Origin of the sequence: Rhodococcoides fascians A25f, assembly GCF_000760935.2 — a bacterium.
In the GTDB taxonomy this organism is placed as follows: domain Bacteria; phylum Actinomycetota; class Actinomycetes; order Mycobacteriales; family Mycobacteriaceae; genus Rhodococcoides.
Genome location: NZ_CP049744.1, coordinates 4,714,232 through 4,741,229, shown reverse-complemented (window position 1 = coordinate 4,741,229; position 26,998 = coordinate 4,714,232). Strand labels below are relative to the sequence as shown.

Genomic DNA, 26,998 nt, shown 5'->3' with positions numbered 1-26,998 from the left:
TGTGGAACTCGTGGTCGCGCCCGTAGGGATCGACATGACGGTCGAGTCCGTTGCGTTGCTCGACGCCGACGACCTACGCCTGCCGCCGGGGGCGTCCGCCGATGTGACGTTGCTGGTGGGGGTGACCGAGGCCGACGTGGTGCGGTGGATCGACGATCTTGCTCTGCGTGCCGCGGCCGACAGACCGCGTGCGGTGTTGACCAAGGTGGCCGACTCGGCTGCACTGACCCATGGTGCGCGCGAGACCGGTATCGCCTTGGTTGCCGTACACCGACAGACACGCTGGGAGCTGCTGCTGTCGATGACGCGGGGAGTTCTCGACCAGGTGCGGACGCACAGTCCGGACGACGGGACCTTCGGAGCCGACACCGATCTGTACGAACTTGCGCAGACGGTGGCGTCGCTGACGAAGGGCATGGTGAGTATCGAGGACGAGCGCTCACACGTGTTGGCGTACTCGGCATCGGACGACGCAGCCGACGAGTTGAGAACGCTGTCGATCCTCGGGCGCGAAGGCCCGGCCGACTACTTGCGGGGGCTGCACGAGCGTGGTGTGTTCGATCGTCTTCGGCGCACCGACGACGTCATCGACGTACCGGCCGATCACGAACTCGGAATTCGACGACGCCTCGCGGTGGGGATACGCCGAATATCCGGTAGCCCGACAACTCTCGGAACCATCTGGGTGCAGGAGGGTGCCATTCCGCTCGCCGACGAGGCCGACGGTGTGCTCCGGGGAGCTTCGGCTGTCGCGGCACGTTTGATCACTCGCATCGCGAACGCCCCGACCAACGAGACCCTGCAGATCCAACGACTGCTCGGGGCCAGAGGGGGCGGAGTGGACGTCCCGTCGCTGGCATCCGCGCTGTCGATTCCCGCCACCGGATCGTCGGCGGTCGTGGGATTCGCGTCGTGCGGAGAATTCGACATCGGCGCACTGGCCCCGGCGATCAGGCTGCACGCCAGCGCCTTTCGACGTGATTCTCTGGTCACCATCATCGGCGAGAGAATCTACGCACTGTTTCCCGGGGTGGCGTCGGGCACGGGGATTTCGGGGTGGGCCGCCGATGCCGTGGGCCGAATCGAGAGGCGAACCTCGCTGGCTCTGCGCGCGGCGGTGGCGGCCCCCATTGCCGACCTCGAAAGTGTGGCCGTCGCCAGATTCGAGGTGGATCGGGTGCTCGACGGCACCACCGGCGAGGTTCGCGTCACCACGCTGGAGGAATCGAGAACCTCGGTGCTGCTGGGAGAAATTCTCGAACTGATCGGCAATCACGACCAACTCCGTGACCCGCGTATTGCCGAGCTCGACCGATACGACGCATCCAACGACTCCCGGATGCGCGAGAGCCTGGAGACGTACCTGACGTGCTTCGGTGACGTTCGGTCCGCGGCCGATCGCTTGCATGTCCACCCGAATACCCTGCGCTACCGCATTCGCCGCGTCGAGCAGATCCTGGAACTCGATCTGACCGATTCCGATGCGCGTCTGTTGGTGGAAATACAGCTCCGTATGTGAGCGAGAGGATAGGGAGTGAGCCTGCGGGACAACGGGTTCCGCTCAAGGGCGGATGGAAGTCGGGAACCCGGTCCACTGTAGTTGTCGTGGCAGGTGGCTCATATCGTTGAACATGACGACGCTCGGCGGTAGTCCTGTCCGGTATTCGATGACGGTCAGTGCGGTGTTTGCGCTGTCGATGCCGAGCCACCGAACGCGCGGCGCGTCGAGAGCGTGCCGGATGAACCACGCAATCGGGTACGCGTGGGTGACGAGCAGCTCGTGGGTGTCGTTCCTCGGCTCGGCTGAATCGGGCGTCGCGGCGAAGCGCCTGATCATGTGATCGGCTGTGTCGGCACCGCTCAGTGCGTCGTCGGCGTCCCAGCCGTCGAAGAACGGAATCCACGACGGGGGTGTCTCGTTCGGTGTTGGCACATAGGGGACGTTGTCGATCAGTTCGTCGGATTCGATGACGGGGGTGTGAGACCGGCGGTGTCTCACGATCTCATGTGCTGTGTCCACTGCGCGTGGCAGTGGGGAATGCCAGACGACGTCGAGCGGGATGTGTCCGAGGCGCTCACCGAGGAGGCCGGCTTGTTCGCGACCGACATCGGTGAGTCTTCCGAAGGCGTCGGCGTCTCCGTGACGAGCCAAGTACACGTATCGAGTTGTCATGTGGTGGTGATCGTTCCTTCCTGCCCGTCGATACGGACGATCTTGTTGTCGCGCAATCGATCCGTTGCGTTCGCAACTCCGAGGACCGCTGGAATTCGTAGTTCACGGGCGACGATCGCGGCATGGGACAGTACGCCCCCGGTTTCGGTCACAACGCCCTTGGCCGCTCGCAGCAGGGGCGTCCAGGCGGGATCGGTGTAAGGGCACACCAGGATGTCGCCGCGACGTACTCGGCCGAAATCGCTTGGGCCACGGATAATTCGTGCGGTTCCCGTCGCGTGTCCGCCGCTACCCGGTGTACCGATGAGAATTGTGGAGGAATCGAATCGTCCATCGGCAGTGGCGGTATGGGGCATTGTGTGGTGGCTCGGTAGAGCAGCTGTGATCGGCCTGGCTTGCAGAATCCAGATTCGACCTTCTGCGATGGACCATTCGATGTCCTGCGGTCCGCCGAGACTGGCAGCGATCTCTCCTCCGAGCTCGGCGAGCCGTACCGCGGCCCGGTCGTCGAGTGTCGACCTGGTGCGGTCCGAAGGCGCGACGTCGCTGGTGAACACTGTGTTCTGGCGGCGATCCATTCGGGTCCGCTTGTCCGCGACGACCGAGGCGGTGGTCCCGTCATCACCGATGCTGTACCGGTCGGGGGTGACAGTTCCGCCGACGACCGAAAGACCGAGTCCCCACGCTGCTTCGATCTCGGTGTCTCCGCCCGGTGTCGACGGGGTGAACATGACCCCCGAGATGTCGGCGTCGACGAGCCGCTGAACGATGACCGCCATTGCGCCCTGCTGGGGCGAGGCAGACTGAATTCGAGATAGATTCTCGCGGTAGCCGACGGCACGCTCGGAATGCAAAGACGTCCAGCAGGACTGCACCGCGTTCATGATCGAGTCGATGCCCTGAACCCCCAGGACGCTGTCGTGCTGGCCCGCAGCCGATGCTGCCGAACCGTCCTCGCTGTCGGCCGATGAGCGCACCGCCAGCGGAGCATCGCCGAATCCTTCGAGCCAGTCGGCGATGTCGTTGCGCAACGACATCGTCACTCCGGGGCGATCGCCTGTCGCTGCCCGGTACGTATGGAACGGAACCACAACGCCATCCGGCACAGGATAATTCGCCCGAAGAAGGATTCCCAGCGCATGGGCTTTTCCTCCGCAGCTCGAGAACGTTGCGTCTCCGAGTTTCACGAGCATCTCGACTACCCTTCAACCGACTGGCTTCAACAAAATGTTGACAGCTTTGTCCCGATATTGCAGGCTTCGACCATGGAACGCAAGCGTGAAGTCGCGACATCGTCGAATCGAACGCACCTGGATGCCGAGCGCGAACAGCAGGCAACCCAGCATCTTCTGGGCCTCGGTGCGGGCGATCTGGACGCCCGCCCGTGGCGTCCTGCGCCTGCTCCGCCGACTGCGGTCGACCTCGCGCACTTCGCTCTGTGGCGTTCGGCCGAGCTCGCTCCGGACGCCCTCGTCAGCGCCCTGAACCTTCTGCCCGCCGCCCGCGCGGAAGTCGAAGGTCTCGAATCAGGTCTGCTGTTCGCTGCCCGCAGCGCCGGTCTGACGTGGGCGCACATCGCAGAAGCAATGGGATTCAACTCGAAGCAAGCATGCCAGCAGCACTACACGCGACTCACTGCACGCGACGCTGCCGATTCATGACTGCCACTTCGTCTCCCGAGCTTCTGGTCTTGCATTCTGTTCGCATACTCGGGTTCGCCGACACCCCTGTGATTGCACATCGTTTCGGGGTCGACACCGCGCAGGCGGAAGAACTCCTTCTCGACGCGCAGGCGTGCGGATGGATCCAACGCGGCGAGTTCGCGGACGTGCGTGGTTGGTCTCTCACGGAATTGGGTAGGACCGTGAACGAACACCAACTTCGCGAGGAGCGCGAGGCGACGGGCCGGACCGACGTGGTGCGGAGCGTCTATCGGAGCTTCTTGCCGCTGAACGAACGGCTGTTGCGTGCATGTACCGATTGGCAATTGCGGCCCACGGACACGAACAGGCTCACCGTCAACGACCACAGTGACCGGGTGTGGGATCAGAGGATCCTCGACGAGTTGGCGTCCATCGGCGATGCCCTGAGTCCGCTTGTCGACCAACTGAGTTCGGCTTTCGCACGATTCGCCGGCTACGACAGTCGATTCGGTGCTGCATCGAGACTCGCGCGCGCTGGGGAACACAATTGGGTCGACCGTACCGACGTCGACTCCTGCCACAAGGTCTGGTTCGAGCTACACGAAGACCTCATCGCGACACTCGGGATAGATCGCCGATCGGAATCAGGTATCGACGACAGTCAGTGATTCGTAGGGGCATGTGGGGGACCGGTGCTGGACCTGATCACCAGGCTCGGCTCGATGCTCGAGCGTCGGGTGCTTCGGTTCCCGGTATCGATCTGGTTCAGCAGGATTTCGACGCTTCGGACGCCCACCTCGCTGAATTCCTGGCGGATCGTCGTCAGCGGAGGGGAGAAGAATTCCGCGTCGGGAACGTCGTCGAATCCGATGATGCTGACGTCCTGCGGTACTCGTTTGCCCTGTACCTCGAGTGCCCGAAGTATCCCGAGGGCCATGGCGTCGTTGCCGGCGAACACTGCGGTCACGCCTGCGGTTCTGGCCAGATCGCTTCCGGCGGAGAACCCCGATCTCGCAGTCCAGTCGCCGCTGAGGGTGGGAGGCGGTTCGATGCCGGCATCCTCGTGGGCCAGCCGCCATCCGGTCACGCGGTCGGTGGCCTCGTACCACCCGAGCGGTCCTGCAACGTGCCACACCGCACTGTGCCCGAGGCCGAGCAGATGTGCGGTGGCAGCCCGCGCTCCGGCGATCTGATCGACCGAGACCACGGCCAGATCGCCTGCGGGAGAACCTTCGACGGCCACCAGCGGAAGTTCGCGGGCCAGCTCGGCGATGTCGCCGCCATCGGTTCTCAGTGGTGCGATGACGACGACGCCGTCCACGCCTTGCTTCTGCAACCGGCGGACGCAGGTGATGATCGCCGACTCGTCGAACGACGTGGGAACGCCGACCACGACGGAGTAGCCTGCCTGTCTCGCTGCGGATTCGATGCTGTAGAGCGTCGACACCGGACCGTAGAGAGCATTACCGGTTCCGACGATGCCGATGGTGCTGCTACGGCCGGTGACCAGAGCGCGGGCGGCAGGGTTGGGGCGATAGCCGAGCTCCGAGATCGCTTGATGCACCCTGGTTCTCGTTGCCTCGGTCACGTTGGGGTGACCGTTGATGACGCGAGAGACGGTCTGATGGGACACCCCGGCGAGCCGGGCGACATCGGTCATGGCCGGTCCGCGGGTCGGTGTCATCTTTCTGCAGCTCCTCTTGCGTCGTCGAGGACAATCACAGCATGTCCGGTCCCGCACCGCTCGAGACCGTACCGCTCACGTCGTCTTCGTCATCGACGCTGACGTCGGCGGTGCGGTCTCTCCCGGTTGGCCGGGGGAGAACATCTCGGCCGGCACGGGCACGCCCAGATAACTGGTGGGTGACTTGGCCAAGTCTCCCTTACCGCCCTTACCGCTCGCTGCGCGACGCTTGGTCCAGATGTCGAACGCCACAGCGGCCAGCAGAACCAGGCCCTTGACCAATTGCACTCGCTCGCTGGGTGAGCCGATGAGCGACATTCCACTGTTGATGACGGCGATGATCAGCCCGCCGGTGAGCGCGCCGACGATGCGGCCCACGCCGCCCTGCACTGCTGCGCCGCCGATGAATGCTGCCGCGATGGCGTCGAGCTCGAAGCCGTTGCCTGCGGTGGGGCCCGCCTGATTGAGGCGACCGGCGAAGATGATTCCGGCCAGGGCCGACAGCACACCCATGTTGACGAAGATCCAGAAGGTCACCGGCTTGACCTTGATGCCGGACAGCGACGCGGCATGGATGTTTCCGCCGATGGCGTAGACGTGCCGACCGAAGACCGTCTTGCCTGCGAGGGTGGAGTACCCCATCACCAGCACGGCCAGGAGGATGAGTACGTACGGGAGGTTCTTGAACCGAGCCAACTGCACCGCGATGGCGAGTACGAGAGCGGCGGCGAACGTCATCTTGATCAGGAACAGCGGCATCGCGTCCACGGTCTGGCCGTACTTCTGCCGACCCGTTCGAGAACGCCACTGGCTGAACACGATTCCAGCGACCGCGAGGATCGCGACGAGCAACGTGAAGATGTCTGCCCCACCCAGTGGTCCCAGTCCCACATTGCCCATGAAACCGGGCAGAAAGCCGTTCGACAAGGTGCGCACCGGTCCGGGGAACGGCCCGATGCCCTGGTTGCCGAGAACGATGAGTGTGACCGCGCGGAAGACGAGCATGCCTGCGAGGGTGACGATGAACGCAGGAATGCCGAAGTATGCGACCCAATAGCCCTGCCATGCACCGATCAAGCCGCCGACGATCAACGTGATCAGCACTGCCAGTGGCCACGGCACGTTCTGTTGAACCATGAGGACACCGGCAATGGCACCGGTGGCCGCCACGACCGATCCGACGGACAGGTCGATATGGCCGGCGATGATGATGACCACCATGCCGATGGCCAGGATGAGAATGTACGAATTCTGCACCACCATGTTGCTGATGTTCTGCGGCACCAGAAGCTGACCGCCCGTCAGTACGGTGAACAGCACGATGATCAGCGCGAAGGCGATGAAGATTCCGCTCTGGCGAAGGTTGCGCGTGAGCAACCCCCGCACGGTCGACAACTGATTCATCGAAGTACTCCTGTTCCACGGGTCATGAGATGCATGAGCGATTCCTGGGTCGCGTCCTCGCGAGTGACCTCACCGGTGATGTGGCCTGCGGACAGTGCGTAGATCCGATCGCACAGCCCGAGCAGTTCGGGGAGCTCGGAGGAGATCACCAGCACCGCCTTGCCGGCATCGGCGAGATCGTTGATGATCGAATAGATTTCGAATTTTGCGCCGACGTCGATTCCTCGCGTCGGTTCGTCGAGAATGAGCACATCCGGATCGCTGAAGATCCATTTGCTCAGCACGACTTTCTGCTGATTACCACCGGAGAGTTTGCCGACCACGGCGGAGACGTTCGGTGCCTTGATGTTCATGCTCTTACGGAAGCCCTCGGCGACTTTGAACTCCTGGTTGTCGTCGACGAAGCCTCCCGTCACCAGTTTGTCCAGCGCCGCGGTGGAAATGTTGCGTTTGATGTCGTCGATCAGATTGAGGCCGTACCGTTTTCGGTCCTCGGTGGCGTAGGCGATGCCGTGACGGATGGCATCGTTGACCGATTTGACGTGTATTTCCTTGCCGTACTTGTACAGCCGACCAGAGATGTCGATACCGTAGCTCCGGCCGAAGACGCTCATGGCCAACTCGGTGCGGCCGGCACCCATCAACCCGGCAAGACCGACGATCTCACCTCGCCGCAGCGTGAGGTTCGCCTTGTCGACGACGGTTCGGCCCTGCTGGGTCGGACTGTGCACGGTCCAGTCCTCGATGCGCAGAACTTCCTCTCCCACAGTCGATTCGTGAGGGGGAAACCGGTGCTCGAGATCGCGGCCGACCATGAGCGAGATGATGCGATCCTCGGTGACATCCGGGTCTCGCATATCCAGCGTCTTGATGGTCCGGCCGTCACGGATGATCGTGGTTCGGTCGGCAACGGCCGCGATCTCGTTGAGCTTGTGCGAGATGATCACGCACGTGATGCCCTCGTCTCGGAGACCACGGAGAAGGTCGAGGAGATGAGCCGAATCGGAATCGTTCAGTGCCGCAGTGGGTTCGTCGAGAATCAGCAGGGTCACGTCCTTGGACAATGCCTTGGCGATCTCGACGAGCTGCTGCTTGCCGACACCGAGGTCACTCACGACGCTGACGGGGTTTTCCCGCAGCCCTACCCTCTTCAGTAGGGCTGCGGCCTCGGAATTGGTTCGGTTCCAGTCGATGAACCCGCGCTTCGACCGCTCGTTGCCGAGAAAGATGTTCTCGGCGATCGAGAGATGCGGACTCAGTGCGAGTTCCTGATGGATGATGACGATGCCCTCGGCTTCGCTGCTTCGGATGTCGGAGAACTCGCACGCCCGACCGTCGAACACGATGTCGCCGTCGAACGTGTCGTGTGGGTACACACCCGACAACACCTTCATGAGCGTCGACTTGCCTGCTCCGTTCTCACCGCAGATCGCGTGGATTTCGCCGCGATTCACCGAGAGAGTGACATCCTGTAGCGCCTTGACACCGGGAAAGGTCTTGGTGATGCCGCGCATCTCCAAAATCGGGCTCGTCATCGCCGAACTCACTTCAACTGATCCTCGGTGTAGTAGCCACCCTCGACGAGCAGCTTCTCGTAGTTGTCCTTGTAGACGATCTCGGGCTGCAGCAGGTACGCGGGAACGACCTTGTCACCGTTGTCGTAATCGGTGGTGTTGTTGGTCTCGGGAGTCTGACCGTTGAGCATCGCCTGAGCCATCTGGATCGTGACCTCGGCCAGTTGACGGGTGTCCTTGTAGATCGTCGAGTACTGCTCGTCGGCGATGATGGACTTCACGGACGGCACCTCGGCGTCCTGCCCGGTGACGATCGGGTAGGGCTGACCTGCCGTGCCGTATCCGTTGCTCTTGAGTGCGGAGAGGATGCCGATGGACAGGCCGTCGTACGGCGAGAGCACGCCCTGAACCTTCTGGCCCGAGGAATACGTCTTGGTGAGCAGATCCTCCATGCGCTTCTGGGCGGTGGCCGGATCCCAGCGCAGTGTTGCAGCCGTCTCGAAATCGGACTCGCCACTGCCGATCTTCAGAGTTCCCTTGTCCAGGTACGGCTTCAGGGTTTCCATGGCACCGTCGAAGAAGAAGGTGGCGTTGTTGTCGTCCGGCGAACCGGCGAAGACCTCGATGTTCAACGGGCCTGCGGGCGCGTCGGCCTTGTCGGTGCCGTCCTCGTTCTTCAGACCGAGACCGACGAGAAGCGACGTGGCCTGATCGACGCCGACCTTGTAGTTGTCGAACGTCGCGTAGTAGTCGACATTGGGCGAGTTACGAATGAGGCGGTCGTAGGCGATGACGCCGATGCCGTTGTCCTTGGCTTCCTGCAGCTGGGTGGTGATGGCAGTGCCGTCCACGGAGGCCACGATGAGAAGCTTTGCGCCCTGGGTGATCTGGTTCTCGATCTGATTCACCTGAGTGGGAATGTCGTTCTCGGCGTACTGCAGATCGACCTTGTAGCCCTGACCCTCGAGTGCACTCTTGAGGTTGTCGCCGTCGGCGATCCATCGAGCCGAGGACTTCGTCGGCATCGTGACGCCGATCAGGGCTCCGGCGGTGCTGCCGCCTTCGGCCGGAGCCTCGTCTGCGGTCTTGGTGCTCGACCCGCACGCGCCGAGCGTGAGGGTGAGTGCCACCGCAGCCGCGGCCATGGATAGGTGTCGAAACTTCATCGTTTCTCCCTGCGTTGTGGAGTAGACCGTGAAGCGGGGCCGTCGGGGTGTCCCGTGTGGTTCGCATCACATCAAAACGAAAGTGTGAGCGATAACATCGGCATTGTCAAAGATTTCTTTTTTGCACCCGCGTGAGCGGTGTGAGCGCTAACATCCGATGCCTCGAAGAATGGCGGGAGCACCCGTCGAACAGGTCAGTGCAGTTCGTGCACCGACTGCTTGCCGCTCTTGAGCCAGCGCCCCGGCAACCGGCCGACGAGCTCGCCGAGCGGGTGCACCGCCGCCGACAGGATCTCGACGGAATCCTGCAGGATGTCGATCGAGATGCTCATGCGCTCGATGTTGGGAGCCACGGACGTCAATGTCTCGGAGAGCTTGACCAGTTGGTCGAGTGGGCCGCCCTTGGCCGTCAATCTCTCGATCGGACCGTCCTCGGCGAGCAGCGTCTCGAGGATGCCGTCTTCGGCAATGGCGCGCTCGATCAGGCCGTCCTGACGTGTGAGCACCTCGAGGGGACCGTCCGTGGCCGTCAGTCGTTCGAGCGGACCGTTGGTGGCGGTGATGCGATCGAGCAGACCGCCTTCGGCCAGCAGTCGTTCGAGGGGCCCGTCCTCGGCCAGCAGGCGATCCAGGGGTCCGCCGGGAGCGAGAATGCGTTCGACGGGTCCGCCCGGAGACAACAGGCGCTCGAGGGTGCCGTCCTCGGACGTGAGGCGATCGACGACGCCACCCTGGGCGAGCAGGCGATCCAGTGGCCCGCCTTCCTTGAGGGCATTGCCCAGGGCGCGGTCGTCGGAGGTGAGCTGACCGAGCTGGGCGAGCAGTTGCATCGTGCCGCCGCGCGGATTGGCGAGCGAGGCCACTCCTGCGGTGCCGGACGCGCCGGTGGCCAGCGCCATTCGGGTGGTTGCCAGCGCGACCTCGGCGACGCCGATCGCCTGTTCGGCAATGGCAATTCCGGCGCGCGCGGGCAGTGTGATCGCAGACACCCAGTTCATCGTTTTACTGTAACTGCTCGTAGCTCGGAAAATCAGTGAAGAACCTTCAGTCCCACGACACATCCGACGATGCCGACCAGAAGCGCGACCTTGAGCAGTGATGCAGCTTCTTCGCCGGTGATCATGGCGTAGGTGACGGTGAGGGTGGCACCGATTCCTACCCAGACGGCGTAGGCGGTTCCGGTGGGCAACGACCGCATCGCGATTGCGAGACCGATCATGCTGAGCACCACCGCGACCCCGAAGACGGCGGACGGTCCGAGTTTGGTGAAGCCCTCGGACTTGCCGAGCGCGGTTGCCCAGATCGCTTCGAGAACACCGGAGACGACGAGAATGAGCCAAGCCATGAGAAATCACTCCTTGCACCGTCTTGTCGCTGTTCGGGTACGGTGCGCTCGTCCGATTGTCGGAAGTGACTTGTACGATCGTACCAATTCTGACGGGTGATGGCCACGAAATGGCGGTCGGTGCCGGCGTGCGCACGTCCTCTCACAGGAACCTCACAGCGAGAGTCCAGCGAACGAGCAGCATCTCGCGCAAAGATGGACACCGTGAGCGAGACACCCGAGGCCCGAGTACTGATCGTCGACGACGAACCGACCATCGTCGAACTGCTGTCGGTCAGTCTGAGGTTTCAGGGATTCGAGGTGGCGACGGCGTCGTCCGGTCCCGAAGCCCTCGACAAGGCGCGTAACTTTCGGCCCGAGGCTCTCGTTCTCGACGTGATGATGCCCGGCATGGACGGGTTCGGTCTGTTGCGCCGACTGCGCGCCGACGGAATCGATGCGCCCGCGCTGTTCTTGACGGCACGCGATTCGGTGGACGACAAGGTGACCGGGCTGACCCTCGGTGCGGACGACTACGTCACCAAGCCGTTCTCGCTCGAGGAGGTCGTGGCACGACTCCGGGTGATCCTGCGCCGGTCGGGCAAGAGCGAGGATGCGCAGCCGTCGCGAGTTGCGTTCGCAGACATCGAACTCGACGACGACACCCACGAGGTATGGAAGGCGGGGGAACCGGTATCCCTCTCGCCCACCGAGTTCACGCTGTTGCGGTACTTCATGGTCAACGCGGGAACCGTGCTCAGCAAGCCGCGGATTCTCGATCACGTGTGGCACTACGACTTCGGTGGTGAAGTGGGAGTGGTGGAGTCGTACGTGTCGTATCTACGTCGCAAGGTCGACACCGGAGACACCCGCTTGATCCACACACTGCGGGGAGTCGGCTACGTCATGCGCCAGCCGCGGTGACGGGCATTCGAGCTCGGATTCGGAATCTGCCGCTGCGCTTCACTCTGGTCGCAGCGTTGCTGCTCCTGGTCGGACTGGGTCTGCTGGCGTCGGGTGTGGCGGTGACCTCGTCGCTCGAGACGTCGCTGATGCGTCGCCTGGATCAGCAACTGGTCGAAGCGTCCCAGGGGTGGGCGAAACCGGGCGGAGAACGCCCGCCGTTTCCGATCGACGAACCCAGCCCGAATCGACCGCCGACGAACTTCTTCGTGCGTTCCGTGGCGACCGACGGTACCGTCCGCGGCCCGATCAACGATGTGGCCGAAAGTGTTCCGGACCTCTCGGGTGCGCCGTCGGCAACCCCGGAGACCGTCGGTTCCGAGGGCGACCCGTCGAAGGAGTGGCGGGTGATCACGGTGACCAACAGCGAGGGTTCCACCACCGTGGGAATGTCGCTCAGCGCCAACCAGCAGACTGTCAGCAGGCTTGTGGTGCTTCAGTTCTATATCGGCGCGGCCGTGTTGCTGGCTCTCGCCGTGATCGCCTATTTCGTGGTGCGGCGCAGCCTTCGTCCACTGCGTGAGGTGGAGACGACTGCCGCCGCCATCGCTGCCGGAGACCTGCATCGCCGGGTCCCCGAGTGGAGTGAGAAGACCGAGGTGGGCCGATTGTCGGCCGCCCTGAACGGGATGCTCTCTCAGATTCAGCGCGCCTTCGCGGCGACCGCGGCCTCGGAGGAGGCGGCGCGTGCGTCCGAGGACCGGATGCGCCGATTCGTCGCCGATGCCAGCCACGAGTTGCGCACTCCGCTGACGACGATTCGCGGGTTCGCCGAGTTGTACCGACAGGGCGCGATGAGCGACATCTCGTTGTTGATGACGCGTATCGAAGGTGAGTCGGCGCGCATGGGCCTGCTCGTCGAAGACCTGTTGATGCTCGCCCGCCTCGACGCCCAGCGGCCCCTCGACATGCGCCGCGTGGACGTATTGACCATCGCAGCCGATGCCGTGCACGACGCCAAGGCGGTATCTCCCGCGCGGGACATCTCGCTGAAGGTGTTGGCGGGGCCGGGAATACCCGAGGTCGACGGCGACGACGCACGGCTGCGTCAGGTGCTCGCGAACCTCGTCGGAAACGCGGTCCGCCACACCCCCGAATCGGCGTCGATCACCGTGTGCGTGGGGACGACTCGGTCGTCGGTACTACTCGAGGTCGAGGACACCGGGCCCGGTCTGGCCGAGGACGAGGCCGCGCACGTCTTCGAACGCTTCTATCGAGCCGACTCGTCGCGGACGCGCGAGAGCGGCGGCAGCGGGCTCGGACTGTCGATCGTCGCGGCCTTGGTGGCCGCGCACAACGGTACCGTCTCGGTGCGGAGCACTCCCGGAACGGGCGCGAGCTTTCGCGTCGAATTACCGAGGCCGACAGGCTGATTCCTCGGCTTCGCGAGATGGCTCCTCGTTCGATCGTGCCTTCCTGCGCTCGGCGAGTTTGGTGTACGCCGCGGCGGCGAGTGGTGCAGCAACGAGCATCGACACCAGGCGGATCACCTGTACGCACGCGACGAAGGTGACATCCGACCCCGTGGTCGCGGACACGGCGAGCACCGCCGCCAGACCGCCGGGTGTGGTCGCGAGATACCCGGTCAGCATGCTGACTCCGGTGATCGCGGACAGCGCCCAGCCGAACAGTGCGCAGACAACCCCGATCGACACGACCAGCAGTGCAGCCCACGGAAAGATCCGTCCGATGGCGCGCAGGCTCGCGACGGTGAAGGCAAGGCCCGCTTGCCATCCGATGACGATGAATGCGACCGGCAACAGCACTGCGGGCACCGAGATGTCGACGGGCCACCCGAGTAGTTCGCAGGCACCCGCGACGATCAGTGGCCCCAGGGTGGCGGGCGCGGGCAGTCGGATCAGCCGCGCGAGCACGATGCCGATGACGACGGCACCGATCAGAAAGGCCGTGCCGACGAACCACGGGGTCGTCGACTGCTCCTGGGTTCCTGCCCCGCCGTCGGTGTCGGTATGGAAGGCGAAGGTGACGATCAGGGGCATCGTGACGACCACGAGTGCGACGCGGAGGTACTGGACCACCGCGACGATCCGCTCGTCACCGCCGAGTTCGCGGGCAATGGACACCAGGCCCGTTGCACCACCGGCAATCAGGGACAGCGCCCCGGTGACGGGGTCGACGTCGCGGTGCAGTGCCAGCAGTGCGCCGCAACCGGCGCTGACGACGAGCGTCCCCGCGCCGACGAGAACGGCGGGAATCCAGTTCTCGCCCAACGCCCCGAGCGTGTCGGTGTCGAGCATCAGGCCGATGGTCACCGCCAGCGTGCCCTGCGCTGCCATGGATGCGGGCCGGGGCACTGCAGCAGGGCCCAGGCCGGTCAGAGCGAAAACCACGGCGACGACGAGAGCGGCGAACAGCGACGGTGCCGTCAGGCCCAGGGCTTCGAAAAGGGCCCAGCCCCCGACGGATACGGCTGCGAGGCCGATCCATCGGAGGCTGTGCCCGAGTATTCGCCTCATCCGTTTCGGAGCACTCACGCTCCGGACTTGACCAGCAGGACAGGAACCGGGATCTCGAGCAGCAGACGCTGAATCGTCTGTCCCATCAGGAACTTTCCGACCGCCGAGCGGTGGCGAGAACCGACGACCAGGATCTCGGACTTCTGCTCCTCCACCAGTGTCAGCAGGGTGTTGACGGCGTCGGGATCGGGCCTGCCCACTGCCACGGTCCAGGACACGGAGTCGGCGTTCTCGATGTCGGTGAGGGCCGTCTCCACTGCGGTGGAGACCGCAGCAGTTTCGGCTGCCTCGGCGGACGGCTCGGCCGATCCCGACAGTGCATGCAGGACGACGAGGTCCGTCTCCCGGATGCGTGCTTCTCGAACTGCGGCCGCCAGTGCTGCGCGGCCCTCGGGTGAATTGTTGTGCAGTACGCCAACAGTCATGACGGTTTCTCTTTCAGGAAGGTGGGGGTGGGGGATCAGCCGAAGGGGATCTGGCCGAGAACGATGCCGACGGCCAGCATGGCGAGGGAGACGACCACCGCTCGCCACAGCACCTTCTTGTGGTGATCGGCCAACGACACTCCGGCGAGGGTGACCAGCAGCAGGATGGCCGGAACCAGCGGACTCTGCAGGTGGACGGGCTGGCCGGTGATCGAGGCACGTGCCATCTCGACCGGGTCGATGCCGTACTTGCTCGCGGTCTCGGTGAGGACCGGCAGAATGCCGAAGTAGAAGGCGTCGTTGGTCATGAAGAACGTCAGCGGGATGCTCAGGATTCCGGTGATGACGGCCAGGTACGGGCCCATGCCGGACGGGATGACGTTGAGCAGCCACTCGGCCATGGCCTCGACCATGCCGGTGCCCTGGAAGACGCCGGTGAGGATTGCCGCGGCGAGCACCATGGCGACCACCGAGACGATGGAGGACGAGTGCCGTGCGATCGCGTCGCCCTGCTCCTTGACCTTGGGGAAGTTGACCGTCAGGGCGATGGAGGCAGCGATCATGAACAGAACCGGAATCGGCAGGATGTCCATGACGAGGATGACGAGGAGGATGACCGTCAGAGCAGCGTTGAACCACAGCAGCTTCGGGCGCAGGGTGTCGCGATTGGGATCGAGGCCGTCGAAGAACTGACCCGATTCACCCTCGTCCGATCCACCGGTTCCTGCTCCGCCGCCGCCCTTGCCGCCCTTGCGAAGACTTCCGCCGCCGGAGGCGACCAGCTCGGGCTCGTAGATCAGCTTGCCGATGCGGCGACGCTCCATGATTCCCAAGTGCACGGCGAACAGCAGCACGATGATCAGGCCGACGATCATGGACGGAACCATCGGGACGAAGACGTCGGAGGGTGAGATTCCGAGAGCGGATGCGGCGCGAACCGTCGGGCCACCCCACGGGATGATGTTCATCGTGCCGTTGGCGAGGCCGGCGACGACGGTCAGAATCACCGGACTGACACCGAGTTTGAGGTACAGCGGTAGGAGCGCGGAGGTGACGATGATGAATGTCGTCGAGCCGTCACCGTCGAGCGAGACAACCATGGCCAGGATGGCCGTTCCGACAACCAGTTTCATCGGGTCGTTGCGCACGAGGCGCAGGATGCCGCGCACCAGTGGGTCGAACAGTCCGACGTCGATCATGATTCCGAAGAAGATGATGGCGAAGAACAGCAGGGCCGCGGTGGGGGCCAGGGACTTGATGCCGTCGGTGATCATGTCACCGATGCCGAGTCCGGCACCGGCCAGCAGGCCGAAGATGACGGGAACGAGGGTGAGCGCGACGACGGGCGTGGCTCTCTTGGTCAAGATCAAGAACATGAAGGCGGCTACCATGAGGAAGCCGAGTATCACCAACATCGTGCACTCCTTCTCGAGATGTGTGAGGTGGGTCCGGTTGGACTACGTGTTGTGACTGAAGTTACGTAACCGGCATCACATGTTCGCTGTTGTGCGCACTACCCGCGCAAGCAACGTAAAGAGCCTTTTGCGCATTGTGCTCGAGCAGCTGGCGCTCTAGCCTTGGCACGTGCGATTGAGGACTCAAGTGCTGTTGCTGCAGGCCGCGTTGGTTGCGGTGGCGCTGGCAGTGGCCTTCGGGGTGTTCGCGATCAGCAGCGGTGAGCAGGCGAGTGAGGAGTACGGCGAGCGGGCACTTGCGGTCGCGCGGACAGTGGCCTCGGATCCGGAAGTCCGCTCGCTCGTCGAGCAGTTCTCGGCTGCGGACACCGCAGGTACCGATGCTGCGCCGGCCGGGGTGTTGGCCGGCGGCGCGCTGCAACGGGCGGGCGAAAGTGCTCGGGAACGCACCGATGCGCTGTTCGTGGTGATCACCGACGATCGGGGCCTGCGCCTGGCGCACCCCGATCCGACCGTCCTGGGGCAACGGGTGAGCACCGATCCGTCGGGTGCGTTGGCCGGCAACGAGGTGGTCGAGCAGGAGCGCGGCACGCTGGGTGACTCCGTTCGCGCCAAAGTTCCTGTGCTGGCGCTCGGCTCGACCGACGTGGTGATCGGCGAAGTGAGTGTCGGCATCTCCACGACGGCAGTGCGCACCGAACTCGTGAAAGATCTGATCAACGGCGCGCTGGTGACCGGAGCGGTGCTGCTGTTGGGTGTGCTCGGCTCGATCCTGTTGGCGCGCAGATGGAAGCGGCTGACCCTCGGGCTCGAACCCGAAGAACTGGCCGAGCTCGTACGCGAGCAGGAGGCGGTGCTGCACGGCATCGGCGAAGGCGTGGTGGCCATCGACCCCGAGGGTGTCGTCACGGTGGTCAACGACGAGGCGCGCACGCTGCTCTCGATCGACGGCAAGCCCGGGATGCGTGTCGAGGACATCGGCCTGACGCCCAGATTGCTCGAGGTCATCGAATCGCCGACGGCGGAACCGGTACTGGCGGCCGTGAACGAGGTCGTGGTGATCGCAGCTGCTCGAAAGGTGCTGCGCGACAATCGAGATCTCGGTACGGTGCTGACCGTGCGCGACCGAACCGATGTGGAGGCGCTGACCCGTCAGCTCGACGCGGTGCAGTCGATGTCTGCCGTGCTGCGCGCGCAACGGCACGAGTTCGCGAACCGAATGCATCTGGTCAGTGGACTGCTGCACGAGGGCCATCCGGACCGCGCGTCCGAGTACATCGACGAGATTCTGGGTGTTGGACCGAGATCGGAAGCAGTCGAGGGAATAGATGCCGTGTCCGATGCGTATCTGCGTTCCTTCCTCACCGCCAAGGCGGCGCACGCCCGCGAGAGTGGTGTGCGCCTGGTGCTGGGGGAGAACACCTGGGTCGGCGGCGAACTGGTCGGACCGGTGGATGTCACCACCGTGCTCGGCAATCTGATCGACAATGCGATCGATGCGGCCCGGCTCGGGGCACGTCGACCTGCCGAGGTGGAAGTGGAACTGGTGCAGGAAGATTCGACCCTGCATATCGTGGTCGTCGATTCGGGTGACGGTGTCTCGTTGACACCCGAGCAGGTGTTCGTCGAGGGCGTCTCGACCAAATCGACAGCGGATACCCCCGGTGGTCGAGGTGTGGGACTGGCATTGAGCAGACAGATCGCGCGTACCCGTGGCGGCGATGTGACATTGGCCGATATCGGTGGGCAGATCACGGCAGACAACGACCGTGGCGGCGCGGTGTTCATCGCCACGATTGCCGGCGCACTACTTATTCAGGAAGAGACACAATGAGAGTTCTTGTCGTCGACGACGACTTCAGGGTTGCAGATCTGCATGCGGCACTGGTGAATTCGCTCGACAACTACGAGGTGGCCGCGGTGGCGACCAGTATCGCCCAGGCGCGTGAGCTGTTGACGGCACAGTCGTTCGACCTCGCTCTGGTCGACGTGTACCTGCCCGACGGGTCCGGTATCGACCTGGTCCGCGAACTCCCGTGCGACGCAGTGGTGCTCTCGGCCGCGGCGGATCAGCAGACGGTCCGCTCGGCGATGACCGCGGGCGCGTGGACGTATCTGATCAAACCGTTCCCGCGCTCGGCGCTGGTCGACCGTCTCACCGGATACCTGAATTACCGCGGCGCGCTGGATCGTTCGGAAGAACTGACCCAGGCGGACATCGACGGAGGGCTCGACGCCCTGCGCCCTCGTGCTGCGGCACCGTTGCCGACCTCGCAGTCGGTCACCCGTGATCTGGTGCTCGACGCGGTGCGCGGTACGGCCGAGCCGATGTCGGCCGGCGAAGTCGCTGCCGCAATCGGGATTTCGCGAGCGACCGCGCAGCGCTATCTGGCCACCCTGGTCTCCAAAGGACGGTTGCGGATGCAGCTGCGCTACGGGTCGACCGGGAGGCCGGAGCAGGAGTACTCGTCAGCGCCGGGTGCGTGAGAACGCCACCACCACGGCCCCGAGAACCGAAATCGCGGCAGTCACCAACGCTGCTGTGTTCCAGCCCGTCGTCAATGCCGCTGCGCTGTGATTGCTTATCGATTGGGTCATTCCGCGGGCTCCACTCCCGGCCGGAACAGCCACCACCGCAACCACGGTGACTCCGATAGCGGATCCGACGTAGCGCGCGGTGTTGTTGGCTCCGCTGCCCATTCCGCCGCGGCCGGCGGGGACGCTTGCGACCGCCTCGCGACCGAGAGCGGCATTGAGTACCCCGCTGGCAATACCCGCTACGAGCAGTCCGGGAAGCAATCGGGGCCAGGATGCGTTGTCGGACAACCCCGACACCATCACCATTCCTATCGCTACGCCCACCAAACCGACCGCGAGTTGTGTCCGACCGCTCACCGATGCGGGGAGCCTGCGGGCCAACAGAGCGGTGACTACCGACGTCCCGGACCACCCGAACAGCAGCAGGGCCGCCCCGAGAGCATCGATTCCCAGTGCGGTGCCGACGAATCCGGGCATGTACGACATCAGCGCGATGATTCCGCCGCCGGTGGCGAGGGCTGCGACCGTCGCTGCGAGAAAGGGCGGGTGCCGGAAGAGGGTGAGATCCAGCATCGCCGTCGCACTGCGTAATTCGAGGAATGTGAAGGCGGCCAGCAGTAGTGCGGCGAGGACGAAGAGAACGATGGGAGTGACGGCCGTCCAGCCCTGCCTGCCCTCCACCAACGCGGCCAGCAGCGAGGCTATGCCGGTTGCCAACAGCAGTGCGCCGACCGGATCGAGCCCGCGCGGGGCGTCGGACCTGGATTCTTCGACGAGTAGGTGCGCGGCGACGGCGAGTGCGACCGTGGCGACCGTGAGAACCACATAGGCCTCGCGCCAGCTCGCCCAGCGATCGAGTAGGGCGGCCAGCAACGGGCCGAGAGCAATGCCTGCACCGACGCTCGCGCCCCAGACTCCGCTCGCTTTTGCGCGCACGGGCCCGGCGGGGTGAGTGTGGGCGATGATGCCCAGGCTCGATGCGATGACCGCGGCACCGCCGAGGCCTTGAAGGATGCGGGCCAGTACGAAGATCACCGTGTTCGGAGACACGGCACTGATCAGCGTGCCGACGGCCAATACCGCGGCACCGAGTGCGAAGGTGCGGCGACGGCCGAAGTCGTCGGCGACAGTCCCGGTGGTGAGCAGTGCGGCGGCAAGACCGATGCTCATCGAGCTCAGGATCCAGGTACGCCCCGCTGCGTCGGACATCAGATCTGCCGCGGTGCTGTTGATCGTCGCAAGCGGGGCGGTGAACGCCATCAGGGTCAGCAGGGTGCCGAGGGCTGCGATGGCGAGTGCTCGGGTGCTGTTCTTCGTGCCGGTGGGCGAAAGTGCACTGTCGGTCATTGTCGTCCTTTTGGTCTGGTGATCGAACTGTAAACGCCCAACTTGGTTCGGTCAACAGACTGTACGATTGCCTCATGGCACTCGGAATCGACTACGCCCGCCAGGACTGTTCCCTGGCCCGTGCACTGGAACTGGTCGGCGAGCGCTGGACCATGCTCATCGTGCGCGACTGTTTCTTCGGCGTCCGACGCTTCGGCGATTTCCAGGTCCACCTCGACATTTCCAAGGCGGTTCTCGCCCGACGCCTCGGCGCGCTGGTCGACGCGGGGCTGCTCGAACGGCAAGCCCGAGCCCTCGAAGGCGGACACGACGACTACGTCCCGACGGCCGCCCTCGAGCGACTGTGGCCTGCCGTCTTCGCCCTGAGCTACTGGGGTGAGGAACAGACCGCGAAACCCGCAGGGAGGCGTCGACGATTTCTGCACGCGGACTGCGGAACCGACCTCGGGCAACTGGGTATGTGCCCCGAATGCGGGGTGGCACCCGAGCCCCGCGACATCGACACCGACATCGGGCCCGGGTACGACCCCGACACGCGATCCGACGAGGTGTCGATGCAGCTGCGGACGCGTCGACGCTTGCTCACGCCTCTGCGGTGAGCGAGATGCGTCAGTTCGGGACGTGGGCCTCGTGGCCGAGGTTGCGCAACGCCGCTCGCAGCTTGTGTGCGGCCTCGTCCTGAGATTCGGCCGACGGATTCGGGTCGGCGCCGGAGATGTCGAAGTTGCCCATGTCGTAGGCCGGGAACACATGCAGGTGCAGGTGCGGTACTTCGAGCCCGGCGATGAGTAGGCCCGCGCGGGGAGCGTCGAACGCGGTCCTGACGGCCTGACCGATGATCTGCGCGACGGCCGTGATCTTGGCGAACGCGGCACCGTCGACGTCCTGCCACTGGTCGATCTCCGCACGCGGAACCACCAGTGTGTGGCCCTGTGTGACCGGCGCAATCGTCAGAAACGCGACCACGTCTTCGTCCTGCCAGACGAAACGTCCCGGAATCTCGCCGGCGATGATCTTGCTGAAAATGGAAGCCATGGGAACAGGATGCACTACCGGGTTCGGGTGGGTAGAGCTCCGCTCCTGCATCTCCCAGCCAATTGCCAGGTCCATCGCAGGGCGATGCAAGGTCCGGGCTCGATTCTGGTCAACATGACAACGAATTCCCTCGCACGAGCAGCAGGCCAGCGGCCCGGCTCGAACGCCACTGCCACTCTCGAGGTGGTCATTCCGGTCTACAACGAAGAAGCCGATCTCGAACAGTGCATTCGTCGTCTGCACGAGCACCTCGAGGACCGAATCCCGTTCCGGTCCTCGATCACGATCGCCGACAATGCCAGCACCGACGGAACGCTCGCCGTCGCGCATCGACTCGCCGACGAGATCGACGGAGTCCAGGTTCATCATCTGGACGAGAAGGGACGCGGCCGGGCACTCAAAGCCGTGTGGCTGGCTTCCGACGCCGACGTCGTGGCCTACATGGACGTCGATCTCTCGACCGACCTCAACGCCCTGATGCCGCTCATCGCACCACTGATGTCCGGTCACTCGGACCTCGCCATCGGGTCGCGGCTGAACCGATCGTCTCGGGTGGTCCGCGGGGCCAAGCGTGAATTCATCTCGCGCAGTTACAATCTCATTCTGCGCACCTCGCTGCGCGCGCGCTTCTCGGACGCGCAGTGCGGCTTCAAGGCCATGCGTACCGATGTCGCGCAGAAGTTGCTCCCGCTGGTCGAAGACACCGGCTGGTTCTTCGACACCGAATTGCTGGTCATCGCAGAAAAAGTGGGCCTGCGTATTCACGAGGTGCCCGTCGACTGGGTCGACGACCCGAACAGCAGCGTCAACATCGTCGACACCGCCGTCAAGGACCTGCAGGGGTGCTGGCGCGTCGGCCGCGCCCTTGCCACCGGAGTGCTGCCTGTCGCCGAACTACGTCGAAGCCTGGGACGGGAGCCGCTCGTGCCCGGTGTACCGCACGGAATGATCAGCCAGATGGTGCGATTCGGCATCATCGGCGTCGCCAGTACCGTCGCCTATGCACTGCTGTACCTCATGCTGCACTCGTTGATCGGCGCACAGGCAGCGAACTTCTTCGGGCTGCTGATCACCGCGGTGCTCAACACCGCGGCCAACCGTGCGTTCACCTTCGGGGTCCGCGGATCGGACGGTGCGGGCAAGCATCAACTGCAAGGACTGGCGATCTTCGGCTTCGCTCTCCTCGTCACCAGCGGATCGCTTGCGGTGCTGCACGCCTGGGTTCCCGATGTGTCACGGCACGTCGAACTCGCCGTCCTGATCGTCGCCAATCTCGTTGCCACGGTCTGCCGATTCGTCGCACTGCGGTGGGTCTTCCGTAGCTCGTTGGACGCAGGCTCGGAGTCCGTGCGTTCGGAGAAGAGCCTGTGACGACGACGATCGAGCGGCCGTCCGCGGCCGAATCGTCCGCCCCCGCGGCCACCCCGCGATGGGAACTGATCGGGCTGGTGGCACTGCTTTTCGGCACCGGCGTTGCCTATATTTGGGGACTCGGTGCCTCGGGTTGGGCCAACTCCTTCTATTCGGCCGCGATTCAGGCGGGTTCGGTGTCGTGGAAGACCTTCTTCTTCGGGTCCTCCGACGCCGCGAACTCGATCACCGTCGACAAGCCGCCGATGTCGCTGTGGTTGATGTCGTTGTCGGTGCGCATCTTCGGGCTCAACACGTGGGCGATGCTGGTGCCGCAGGCTCTCCTCGGGGTCGCCTCGGTGGCACTGCTCCGCGCCACCGTCAAGAGACGCTTCGGCGGAGCGGCCGGTCTGCTCGCAGGCTTGGTGCTGGCCGTGACTCCGGTTGCCGCACTGATGTTCCGTTTCAACAATCCCGACGCGCTGCTCGTGCTGCTGATGATCGCATCGGTCTGGGCGCTGCTGCGAGGCGTCGAGACCGGAAAGACCAAGTGGCTGTTGATCACCGGCATGTTCGTCGGATTCGGATTTCTCACCAAGCAGCTCCAGGTGATGCTTGTCGTGCCGCCGCTGGCGTTGACCTACCTGATCGCCGGGCCGCCGAAGTTCCTCACCCGATTGCTGCAACTGTTCGGTGCACTGGGCGCGATGATCGTCTCGGCCGGATGGTGGATTCTGATCGTGGAATTCTGGCCGGCGTCGTCCCGGCCGTGGGTCGGCGGTTCGCAGAACAATTCGATTCTCGAACTCACGCTCGGCTACAACGGATTCGGCCGTCTCAGTGGTGACGAGACCGGAAGTGTCACCCCCGGCCGCGGCGGTATGGGCGGCGACATGGCCGGTGGAATGGCTGGGGGCATGCCCGGCGGAATCTGGGGAGAAACCGGCATCTTCCGCATGTTCGACGCCTCCCAGGGCGGCCAGATCGCCTGGCTCATCCCGGCCGCGCTGATTCTGCTGGTTGTGGGACTCGTGTTGCGCGGCAGAACACCTCGTACCGACGGGCAACGCGCGTCGCTGATCGTGTGGGGTTCCTGGCTGCTCGTCACCGGGCTGACATTCAGCTTCATGGCCGGAATCTTCCACGCGTACTACACCGTTGCGCTCGCACCCGCCGTTGCCGCGCTGATCGGCATCGGCAGCGTCCTGCTGTGGCGGCGACGCGATACGTATTGGGTTCGCGTCGCGATGGCCGTCGCGGTGGCGTCGACCGTGGCGATGGCGTGGGTGTTGCTGCGTCGCAGTGAGAGTTTCGTGCCGTGGTTGAAGTGGGCGATTCTCGTCGTCGGACTTCTGGCGGCCGTGGCGCTGCTCGTTCCCGCGCTGACCCGAGGCAGGCTGGCGGCGGCGTCGATCCTGGCGGTGATGTTCGCCGGACTCGCCGGTCCGACGGCCTACGCGGTCGACACCGTCGATACTCCACATACCGGAGCCATCGTCTCGGCCGGTCCAAACACCGGTATGCGCGGATTCGGCGGAATGGGTGACGGCCCGGGCGGGAGGGGCGGCATGCAGCTGCCGCCGGGTGTTCAGTTGCCTGCGGGCTTGCAGCTTCCTGCGGGATTCCCGGGTCAGGCCGGCGCTCCTGGCCAGGTGCCCGGCGACGGCGGGTCCGAGATGGGCGGTATGGCTCGGGGTATGGGCGGCGGTATGGGTGGTCTGCTCGAAGGCAGTGCACCTACCGCGGCGATCACCGAGATGCTCGAGCAGGACGCCGACTCGTACACCTGGGTGGCAGCGGCCATCGGAGCCAACACCGCGGCCGGCTATCAACTGGCCACCGAGGATCCGGTCATGCCCGTCGGCGGATTCAACGGCACCGACCCCTCGCCGACTCTCGCCCAGTTCCAGCAGTACGTCGCCGATGGACAGATCCACTACTTCATCGGAGGCGGCGGTATGCCGGGAATGGCCTCGGGTACCTCGGCCGAGATCTCGGCGTGGGTCACCGAGAACTTCACCGCGACCACGGTCGACAACGTGACGTTCTACGACCTCACGCAGTAACACCGAACCATCACGAAAGAGCCCCGCACCCTGACAGGTGCGGGGCGCTTTCGCGTCGAGCAGATAGTCTGATGCACTGTGCGCGTACTAGTCATAGGTTCCGGTGCTCGTGAGCACGCCCTCCTACTTGCGTTGAAGGCCGATCCGTCGGTCGAGAAGCTCTTCGTGGCTCCCGGCAACGCAGGCACCGCGAAGCTCGCCGAGCAGCACGCGGTCGATGTGGCCTCCGGCGAGGCGGTGACCGCGCTGGCGAAGAAACTCGACGCCGATCTCGTGGTCATCGGACCCGAGGTGCCCTTGGTTCTCGGGGTCGCCGACGCGCTCCGCGAGGCAGGCATCGCCGCGTTCGGCCCCTCCGCCGACGCCGCGCGCATCGAGGGGTCCAAGGCGTTCGCCAAGGACGTGATGGCTGCAGCCGGTGTCCGCACCGCGCACAGCGAAATAGTCGACTCGCCCGCTTTGCTGGATGCAGCTCTCGACCGCTTCGGTCCGCACTGGGTGGTCAAGGACGACGGTCTGGCCGCGGGCAAAGGCGTCGTCGTCACCACCGATCGCCTCATCGCCCGCGATCACGCTGCCGAGCTCCTCGAGAACGGTCACCCGGTGCTGCTGGAATCGTTCCTCGACGGACCCGAGGTCTCCCTCTTCTGCCTCGTCGACGGCGAGAGCGTGGTGCCGCTGCTGCCCGCGCAGGACCACAAGCGCGTCGGCGACGGAGACACCGGGCCCAACACCGGCGGCATGGGTGCGTACACCCCGTTGCCGTGGTTGCCCGAGGGCGCGGTGGAGCAGATCGTGCGCGATGTGGTGAAACCCGTTGCCGCCGAGATGGTGAAGCGCGGCGTACCGTTCTCCGGCCTGCTGTACGCCGGCCTGGCGATGGGAGCCGACGGCCCGGCCGTCGTCGAATTCAACTGCCGCTTCGGTGATCCCGAGACCCAGGCGGTGCTGGCGTTGCTCGATTCACCTCTCGGTGAGGTGCTGAACGCGACGGCAACCGGCACTCTCGCGTCGTTGCCGCCGCTGCGCTGGAAGGACGGAGCAGCCGTCACCGTCGTCATCGCCGCCGAGAACTATCCCGGTCGCCCCCGGATCGGTGACGAGATCCTCGGCTCCGACGGCGCTGGCGTCCTGCACGCGGGCACTGCGACCAAGGACGGAGTTGTGGTCTCTGCGGGCGGACGCGTGTTGAGCGTGGTCGGCACCGGATTCGACCTCACCGCCGCCCGCGACGACGCATACTCCCGAATTGCGGGAATCCGCTTGCCGGGCAGTCACTTCCGCACCGACATCGGACTGGCGGCAGTGGAGGGTCGCATCTCGCTGTAGGTGCGCTGAGTGTCCACAATTTCGCCTACCACACGCTTTCCCGTGTGCCGGCCGAAAAGTGGACACTCACGTCAGTTGTCCACAGGTAGCAGCGTTGTCCACATTTCTCGAATCGCTCACCCACACGTGGATTTCCGACGCCAGGCTGTAGTCCATGGGGGTTTACACGAGGCAGCAGCTGCTGGACACCGGTGTCAGCGAGGGCGCAATCGCATATCGGACGAGAGTCGGCACACTGACCCGGCTGCTTCCGAGCATCTACTGCACCGGCGAATCGACGTACCGTGACCGTTGCGTCGCCGCCACGCTCTGGCAACCGCACGCAGTGCTCAGCCATCTCACTGCGGCGTGGTGGTGGAACCTGCTGGAGCACGAACCCGATCACGTGGACATCACAATGCCTCGCGCGTCGAGAACACGCGGTCCGAAGTGGCTGCGGGCGTACCGACGCAGTCTCGCCGAGTCGAGCTTCGCGGACGGTCTGCCGGTGGTGACCATCGAGCAGTCCATCGTCGACGTCGCTGTGTTGCTGCCCCGGCCGGAGCTGGAACAGTTCTTCGACTCCGCACTGAGCCGCGCGGTGAGCTGGCGCGGGGTGGCGAGGCAATGCGAGAAGTCGGCCGGGATGGCCGGCATCACCGAAGTGAGAAGGCAGCTGCGACTGTGTTGTCCGCGCACACTGTCCGAACCGGAACGCATGGTGGCCCGGGCGCTCACGGCGGCGGGCTTCTTTCTCGAGATCAACGCGGAGGTAGGGCCCTACTACGCGGATCTGATGGACCGCCGCGCACGGGTGATCGTCGAAATCGATGGACGTGAATTCCACAGTGCGCCAGGTGTGTTCACCAACGACCGCGTGCGCCAGAATGCACTGCAACTCGACGGATGGCTGGTGTTGCGCTATTCGGCGGCGATGGTGCTGACCGACTTGGACTATGTGGTGCGGCAGATCGTCGACACAGTGCGGCGTCGCCGGAAGGCACTGACGTGAGTGTCCACAATTTGTGCACTCGGACGGGATCCCGTGCCTGGGACAAAATAGTGGACACTCACCGCGCCTGGCTCGGCCGACAGCGCTCACCGTCCACAATTTCGGCTCTCAGGCGGGATCCCGTGCCTGCGACGAAATAGTGGACACTCAGTGC

At 64.6% G+C, this 26,998-nt stretch carries 25 protein-coding genes and 1 riboswitch; of the genes, 12 read left to right on the top strand and 13 right to left on the bottom strand.

All coding sequences use genetic code 11. The features are described 5' to 3' along the window. The first annotated feature begins 34 nt into the window (after positions 1-34). The gene (locus tag BH93_RS22200) at positions 35-1,519 is read left to right on the top strand and encodes a PucR family transcriptional regulator (RefSeq protein ID WP_242459034.1); all 1,485 of its coding nucleotides are present in this window, start codon (positions 35-37) and stop codon (positions 1,517-1,519) included. 42 nt (positions 1,520-1,561) lie between these two features. Here the strand turns inward: BH93_RS22200 and BH93_RS22195 are convergent, their stop codons facing one another. Both BH93_RS22195 and BH93_RS22190 read right to left on the bottom strand, forming a co-directional pair. Beyond that, complete coding sequence (locus tag BH93_RS22195; RefSeq protein ID WP_037173310.1) at positions 1,562-2,173, bottom strand: histidine phosphatase family protein; 612 nt, start codon at positions 2,171-2,173, stop codon at positions 1,562-1,564. Further along, positions 2,170-3,366: a PEP/pyruvate-binding domain-containing protein gene (locus tag BH93_RS22190; protein WP_037173309.1), complete on the bottom strand. Its 1,197-nt coding sequence runs from the start codon at positions 3,364-3,366 to the stop codon at positions 2,170-2,172. Before BH93_RS22190 ends, BH93_RS22195 begins: the two co-directional genes overlap by 4 nt. Before the next feature lie 72 nt (positions 3,367-3,438). Here BH93_RS22190 and BH93_RS22185 point away from each other — a divergent pair, with 72 nt between their 5' ends. Both BH93_RS22185 and BH93_RS22180 read left to right on the top strand, forming a co-directional pair. Continuing rightward, the gene (locus BH93_RS22185; protein WP_037173307.1) at positions 3,439-3,834 is read left to right on the top strand and encodes a hypothetical protein; all 396 of its coding nucleotides are present in this window, start codon (positions 3,439-3,441) and stop codon (positions 3,832-3,834) included. Then, on the top strand, positions 3,831-4,484 hold the full coding sequence (locus tag BH93_RS22180) for a hypothetical protein (protein ID WP_037173306.1): 654 nt from the start codon (positions 3,831-3,833) through the stop codon (positions 4,482-4,484). The genes BH93_RS22185 and BH93_RS22180 overlap by 4 nt, the downstream gene beginning before the upstream one ends. Here the strand turns inward: BH93_RS22180 and BH93_RS22175 are convergent. From BH93_RS22175 to BH93_RS22150, 6 genes are all read right to left on the bottom strand, one after another. Beyond that, positions 4,478-5,500 carry a LacI family DNA-binding transcriptional regulator gene (locus tag BH93_RS22175; protein WP_037173304.1) on the bottom strand — a complete coding sequence of 341 codons (1,023 nt, stop codon included), beginning with the start codon at positions 5,498-5,500 and terminating at the stop codon, positions 4,478-4,480. The genes BH93_RS22180 and BH93_RS22175 overlap by 7 nt on opposite strands. A 75-nt stretch (positions 5,501-5,575) precedes the next feature. Continuing rightward, positions 5,576-6,904, bottom strand: a complete 1,329-nt coding sequence (mmsB, locus tag BH93_RS22170; protein ID WP_037173303.1) for a multiple monosaccharide ABC transporter permease — start codon at positions 6,902-6,904, stop codon at positions 5,576-5,578. Further along, the gene (mmsA, locus tag BH93_RS22165) at positions 6,901-8,439 is read right to left on the bottom strand and encodes a multiple monosaccharide ABC transporter ATP-binding protein (protein ID WP_037173579.1); all 1,539 of its coding nucleotides are present in this window, start codon (positions 8,437-8,439) and stop codon (positions 6,901-6,903) included. Before mmsA ends, mmsB begins: the two co-directional genes overlap by 4 nt. An 8-nt stretch (positions 8,440-8,447) precedes the next feature. Continuing rightward, on the bottom strand, positions 8,448-9,584 hold the full coding sequence (chvE, locus tag BH93_RS22160; protein ID WP_032405722.1) for a multiple monosaccharide ABC transporter substrate-binding protein: 1,137 nt from the start codon (positions 9,582-9,584) through the stop codon (positions 8,448-8,450). A gap of 194 nt (positions 9,585-9,778) precedes the next feature. Next, on the bottom strand, positions 9,779-10,582 hold the full coding sequence (locus BH93_RS22155; protein ID WP_032376325.1) for a hypothetical protein: 804 nt from the start codon (positions 10,580-10,582) through the stop codon (positions 9,779-9,781). Positions 10,583-10,614: 32 nt separating this feature from the next. Then, positions 10,615-10,929: a DMT family transporter gene (locus BH93_RS22150; protein WP_032376326.1), complete on the bottom strand. Its 315-nt coding sequence runs from the start codon at positions 10,927-10,929 to the stop codon at positions 10,615-10,617. Between the two features lie 12 nt (positions 10,930-10,941). After that, a riboswitch (guanidine-III (ykkC-III) riboswitch) is annotated at positions 10,942-11,004 on the bottom strand. A 120-nt stretch (positions 11,005-11,124) separates the two neighbouring features. Here BH93_RS22150 and BH93_RS22145 point away from each other — a divergent pair. After that, positions 11,125-11,832, top strand: coding sequence for a response regulator transcription factor (locus tag BH93_RS22145; protein WP_032376327.1), 708 nt, complete (start codon positions 11,125-11,127; stop codon positions 11,830-11,832). Beyond that, complete coding sequence (locus tag BH93_RS22140) at positions 11,829-13,244, top strand: sensor histidine kinase (protein WP_277950833.1); 1,416 nt, start codon at positions 11,829-11,831, stop codon at positions 13,242-13,244. Before BH93_RS22145 ends, BH93_RS22140 begins: the two co-directional genes overlap by 4 nt. Here BH93_RS22140 and BH93_RS22135 read toward each other — a convergent pair. The 3 genes from BH93_RS22135 to BH93_RS22125 are packed head-to-tail and all read right to left on the bottom strand — an operon-like array spanning position 13,224 to position 16,188. Next, a complete protein-coding gene (locus BH93_RS22135; RefSeq protein WP_052065042.1) occupies positions 13,224-14,348 on the bottom strand; it encodes an AbrB family transcriptional regulator in 1,125 nt (374 codons plus the stop codon). The two genes, BH93_RS22140 and BH93_RS22135, sit on opposite strands and share 21 nt — an antisense overlap. A gap of 14 nt (positions 14,349-14,362) precedes the next feature. Beyond that, a complete protein-coding gene (locus tag BH93_RS22130) occupies positions 14,363-14,773 on the bottom strand; it encodes a universal stress protein (RefSeq protein WP_037173300.1) in 411 nt (136 codons plus the stop codon). A gap of 35 nt (positions 14,774-14,808) precedes the next feature. Further along, complete coding sequence (locus BH93_RS22125; protein ID WP_037173299.1) at positions 14,809-16,188, bottom strand: CitMHS family transporter; 1,380 nt, start codon at positions 16,186-16,188, stop codon at positions 14,809-14,811. 169 nt (positions 16,189-16,357) lie between these two features. Between BH93_RS22125 and BH93_RS22120 the strand changes: the two genes are divergently transcribed. Next, on the top strand, positions 16,358-18,022 hold the full coding sequence (locus tag BH93_RS22120) for a sensor histidine kinase (protein WP_037173297.1): 1,665 nt from the start codon (positions 16,358-16,360) through the stop codon (positions 18,020-18,022). Next, positions 18,019-18,675 carry a response regulator gene (locus BH93_RS22115; protein ID WP_032376332.1) on the top strand — a complete coding sequence of 219 codons (657 nt, stop codon included), beginning with the start codon at positions 18,019-18,021 and terminating at the stop codon, positions 18,673-18,675. Before BH93_RS22120 ends, BH93_RS22115 begins: the two co-directional genes overlap by 4 nt. Here the strand turns inward: BH93_RS22115 and BH93_RS22110 are convergent. Continuing rightward, positions 18,658-20,073 (bottom strand): MFS transporter, encoded by a 1,416-nt coding sequence (locus BH93_RS22110; protein ID WP_037173295.1) that lies wholly within the window; start codon positions 20,071-20,073, stop codon positions 18,658-18,660. The genes BH93_RS22115 and BH93_RS22110 overlap by 18 nt on opposite strands. Positions 20,074-20,147: 74 nt before the next feature. Between BH93_RS22110 and BH93_RS22105 the strand changes: the two genes are divergently transcribed. Beyond that, on the top strand, positions 20,148-20,672 hold the full coding sequence (locus BH93_RS22105) for a winged helix-turn-helix transcriptional regulator (RefSeq protein ID WP_037173294.1): 525 nt from the start codon (positions 20,148-20,150) through the stop codon (positions 20,670-20,672). 10 nt (positions 20,673-20,682) lie between these two features. On the opposite strand, the gene BH93_RS22100 is transcribed toward BH93_RS22105, so the two are convergent. Next, positions 20,683-21,108 carry an HIT family protein gene (locus BH93_RS22100; protein WP_037173292.1) on the bottom strand — a complete coding sequence of 142 codons (426 nt, stop codon included), beginning with the start codon at positions 21,106-21,108 and terminating at the stop codon, positions 20,683-20,685. A gap of 114 nt (positions 21,109-21,222) precedes the next feature. Between BH93_RS22100 and BH93_RS22095 the strand changes: the two genes are divergently transcribed. The 4 genes from BH93_RS22095 (at position 21,223) to BH93_RS22080 (ending at position 26,844) form a co-directional block, all read left to right on the top strand. Continuing rightward, positions 21,223-22,479 (top strand): bifunctional glycosyltransferase family 2/GtrA family protein, encoded by a 1,257-nt coding sequence (locus BH93_RS22095; RefSeq protein ID WP_037173291.1) that lies wholly within the window; start codon positions 21,223-21,225, stop codon positions 22,477-22,479. Continuing rightward, entirely contained in the window at positions 22,476-24,524 is a 2,049-nt protein-coding gene (locus BH93_RS22090; protein ID WP_037173289.1) for a glycosyltransferase family 39 protein, read from the top strand. The genes BH93_RS22095 and BH93_RS22090 overlap by 4 nt, the downstream gene beginning before the upstream one ends. A gap of 78 nt (positions 24,525-24,602) precedes the next feature. Further along, positions 24,603-25,853: a phosphoribosylamine--glycine ligase gene (purD, locus tag BH93_RS22085; protein ID WP_037173287.1), complete on the top strand. Its 1,251-nt coding sequence runs from the start codon at positions 24,603-24,605 to the stop codon at positions 25,851-25,853. Positions 25,854-26,007: 154 nt separating this feature from the next. After that, positions 26,008-26,844: a DUF559 domain-containing protein gene (locus tag BH93_RS22080; RefSeq protein ID WP_037173285.1), complete on the top strand. Its 837-nt coding sequence runs from the start codon at positions 26,008-26,010 to the stop codon at positions 26,842-26,844. Positions 26,845-26,998: the final 154 nt, after the last annotated feature.

Coding starts and splice junctions, on each gene's coding strand:
- BH93_RS22185 (WP_037173307.1), top strand. CDS start 3,439: ATGGAACGCAAGCGTGAAGTCGCGACATCGTCGAATCGAACGCACCTG.
- BH93_RS22130 (WP_037173300.1), bottom strand. CDS start 14,773: ATGACTGTTGGCGTACTGCACAACAATTCACCCGAGGGCCGCGCAGCA.
- BH93_RS22095 (WP_037173291.1), top strand. CDS start 21,223: ATGACAACGAATTCCCTCGCACGAGCAGCAGGCCAGCGGCCCGGCTCG.
- BH93_RS22145 (WP_032376327.1), top strand. CDS start 11,125: ATGGACACCGTGAGCGAGACACCCGAGGCCCGAGTACTGATCGTCGAC.
- BH93_RS22150 (WP_032376326.1), bottom strand. CDS start 10,929: ATGGCTTGGCTCATTCTCGTCGTCTCCGGTGTTCTCGAAGCGATCTGG.
- BH93_RS22080 (WP_037173285.1), top strand. CDS start 26,008: ATGGGGGTTTACACGAGGCAGCAGCTGCTGGACACCGGTGTCAGCGAG.
- BH93_RS22125 (WP_037173299.1), bottom strand. CDS start 16,188: ATGTTGGTGATACTCGGCTTCCTCATGGTAGCCGCCTTCATGTTCTTG.
- BH93_RS22175 (WP_037173304.1), bottom strand. CDS start 5,500: ATGACACCGACCCGCGGACCGGCCATGACCGATGTCGCCCGGCTCGCC.
- BH93_RS22135 (WP_052065042.1), bottom strand. CDS start 14,348: ATGAGGCGAATACTCGGGCACAGCCTCCGATGGATCGGCCTCGCAGCC.
- mmsA (WP_037173579.1), bottom strand. CDS start 8,439: ATGACGAGCCCGATTTTGGAGATGCGCGGCATCACCAAGACCTTTCCC.
- BH93_RS22195 (WP_037173310.1), bottom strand. CDS start 2,173: ATGACAACTCGATACGTGTACTTGGCTCGTCACGGAGACGCCGACGCC.
- BH93_RS22100 (WP_037173292.1), bottom strand. CDS start 21,108: ATGGCTTCCATTTTCAGCAAGATCATCGCCGGCGAGATTCCGGGACGT.
- chvE (WP_032405722.1), bottom strand. CDS start 9,584: ATGAAGTTTCGACACCTATCCATGGCCGCGGCTGCGGTGGCACTCACC.
- BH93_RS22180 (WP_037173306.1), top strand. CDS start 3,831: ATGACTGCCACTTCGTCTCCCGAGCTTCTGGTCTTGCATTCTGTTCGC.
- BH93_RS22110 (WP_037173295.1), bottom strand. CDS start 20,073: ATGACCGACAGTGCACTTTCGCCCACCGGCACGAAGAACAGCACCCGA.
- BH93_RS22115 (WP_032376332.1), top strand. CDS start 18,019: ATGAGAGTTCTTGTCGTCGACGACGACTTCAGGGTTGCAGATCTGCAT.
- BH93_RS22190 (WP_037173309.1), bottom strand. CDS start 3,366: ATGCTCGTGAAACTCGGAGACGCAACGTTCTCGAGCTGCGGAGGAAAA.
- mmsB (WP_037173303.1), bottom strand. CDS start 6,904: ATGAATCAGTTGTCGACCGTGCGGGGGTTGCTCACGCGCAACCTTCGC.
- BH93_RS22105 (WP_037173294.1), top strand. CDS start 20,148: ATGGCACTCGGAATCGACTACGCCCGCCAGGACTGTTCCCTGGCCCGT.
- BH93_RS22155 (WP_032376325.1), bottom strand. CDS start 10,582: ATGAACTGGGTGTCTGCGATCACACTGCCCGCGCGCGCCGGAATTGCC.
- BH93_RS22200 (WP_242459034.1), top strand. CDS start 35: ATGACGGTCGAGTCCGTTGCGTTGCTCGACGCCGACGACCTACGCCTG.